General features: G+C 68.6%; 2 protein-coding genes. One reads left to right on the forward strand and one right to left on the reverse strand.

From position 1 onward, the window contains the following. Positions 1-88: 88 nt before the first annotated feature. Positions 89-973 carry a glycoside hydrolase family 19 protein gene (locus ACFXBC_RS35040; RefSeq protein WP_385034177.1) on the reverse strand — a complete coding sequence of 295 codons (885 nt, stop codon included), beginning with the start codon at positions 971-973 and terminating at the stop codon, positions 89-91. Between the two features lie 197 nt (positions 974-1170). On the opposite strand from ACFXBC_RS35040, the gene ACFXBC_RS35045 reads away from it, so the two are divergent. Beyond that, positions 1171-1932 carry an MgtC/SapB family protein gene (locus ACFXBC_RS35045; RefSeq protein WP_385034179.1) on the forward strand — a complete coding sequence of 254 codons (762 nt, stop codon included), beginning with the start codon at positions 1171-1173 and terminating at the stop codon, positions 1930-1932. Positions 1933-2100: the final 168 nt, after the last annotated feature.

Raw genomic sequence — 2100 nt, forward strand, 5'->3', positions numbered from 1 at the left:
CGCCTCCCGGACACTCCGCACCCCCGGGTGACACACCCGATCGCCGCTCCGCACTGCGCGGGGCGGCGATCGGGCTTGCTGCCGCCGGTCAGCAGCTCAGGTTGGATCCCGGGGTGGTTCCGAGGATCTGGACGAAGCGCTGGTAGCTGTCGATCCGGCTCTGCACCTGCGCCGGGTTGCCGCCGTCGCATTCGATGCTGCCGTTGATGCTCCGGATGGTCTGCCCGAAGCCGGCGCCGTTCACCATGGCGTTGTGCGGGGTCATCGTGCCGGGCCCGGTCTGGGTGTTCCAGTACCAGAGGCCGGTCTTCCAGGCCACGGCCGGGTCGGTCTGCACCAGGTTCGGGTTGTTGAGCAGGTCGATGCCCAACGCGTCGCCCGCCGCCTTGTAGTTGAAGTTCCAGCTGAGCTGGATCGGCCCCCGGCCGTAGTAGGCGGACTGGCCCGCGGGGCAGCCGTAGGACTGCGACGCGTCGCAGTAGTGGGAGTAGTTGGAGGTGTCCTGCTCGACGACGTAGACGAGACCGCCGGTCTCATGGCTGACGTTGGCGAGGAAGGCTGCGGCCTCCTGGCGCTTGACCGTGTCACTGCCGGTGTTCGCGAAGGCGGGGTAGGCGCTCAGTGCCGCGGTCAGCCCGCTGTAGGTGTAGAAGGAATTGCGGTTCGGGAACATCTGGTTGAACTGGGCCTCGCTGACGACGAAGCCCGAGTCGACGGGCGGTGTGGTGGAGCCGTCACCGCAGGCACCCTGGTCGGACCAGACGTCGGCGGAGCCGGGCGTCTCGTTCTGGGTCCACCATTTCGCGGTCCAGTTGTGCCCGTTGTACGAGGCGCCCTGCCCGCCCGTATAGACGGACGAGGAATTCCAGGCGGAGGCGCAGGTCGCGGCCGCGGCCGGTGTCATCGGCAGGAAGACGGCGAATCCGATGGCCGCCACCAGGGCGGTGAGCAGAGCCATGAAGCGTCTTGACACGTGATCACTCCTTCGCGCGGTCATCGCGACAACGATGTCCGCTTGTGGGGGTGAGGGCACTCAAGCGCTATTGGTCTGGACCTGTCAAGGGTGCGGCCGCATTCTGGTGCACAACCGGGGAGCCGTGGCGGCTACAGGGCTCAGCAGCTGAGGCCGTAGGGTCGGAGCTGTTGTTCCAGCACGGTATGGAGGGTCTGTTGCACGCTGTAGCCACGCCCCTGTTCGATCCCGGCGCAGGCCAGGGGGCACGTCAGTTCGCCGAACTCGGCCTGGCGCTTCTGCTGTCGACCCTCATCGGCGCCGAACGGGCCACCCGTCAGAAGAGTGCGGGACTGCGTACCCACACCCTGGTCGGCGTGGGCAGCGCCCTGTTCATGGAGGTGTCGCAGCACGGGTTCAACGCGGTCCTCGCCCTGCACAACGTCTCCTTCGACCCGTCACGGGTCGCCGCCCAGGTCGTCTCCGGGATCGGCTTTATCGGCGGCGGGCTCATCTTCGTACGCCGGGACGCCGTACGCGGCCTGACCACCGCTGCCACGGTCTGGCTCACCTGCGCCATCGGTATGTCGTGCGGTGGTGGACTTCCGCTCCTGGCCATCGGGGCGACCATGGTCCACTTCCTGGTGGTGCACGGCTACTCGTGGGTGACGCGGCGCATCCCGTCGATCGCGACCACGGAGCAGACCCGGCTGCATCTCGCGTACACGATCGGCACCAGCGTGCTGACCAGGATTCTGGAGCGGGCGACCAGCAAGGGGTTCCAGGTCGTTCAGGTGCGGGTGGACCGCGCGAACGATAAGGCCCCGGAAGACACGGAGCTGAGACACGACGAGGCGGGGACGGCCTTCGTCCATATGGATATCGAGGGAACGGGCAGCGTTCATCAGCTGGTGGCGGAACTCTCCGAGTTCGAGGGCGTGCTGAGTGTCTCGTCCATCAAGGGCGAACTCGCCGACTGACCCTTCGGACTTCGGAGCCCGGCGGCGCCGAGGCGATCCGCCACCGGCCCGCGGAGCGCCGCTGTTTCCCGTTCAGCGCGCAGCGGCCCCCGGGGGGGGGGGGCGCGGGGGCCGCCCCCGCCCGCGCGGGGCACCCCCCCGCCGCGCTGCTGCGCCGGGTCGCCGGAC

The sequence above is a fragment of the Streptomyces sp. NPDC059398 genome (assembly GCF_042751845.1).
Lineage (GTDB): Bacteria > Actinomycetota > Actinomycetes > Streptomycetales > Streptomycetaceae > Streptomyces.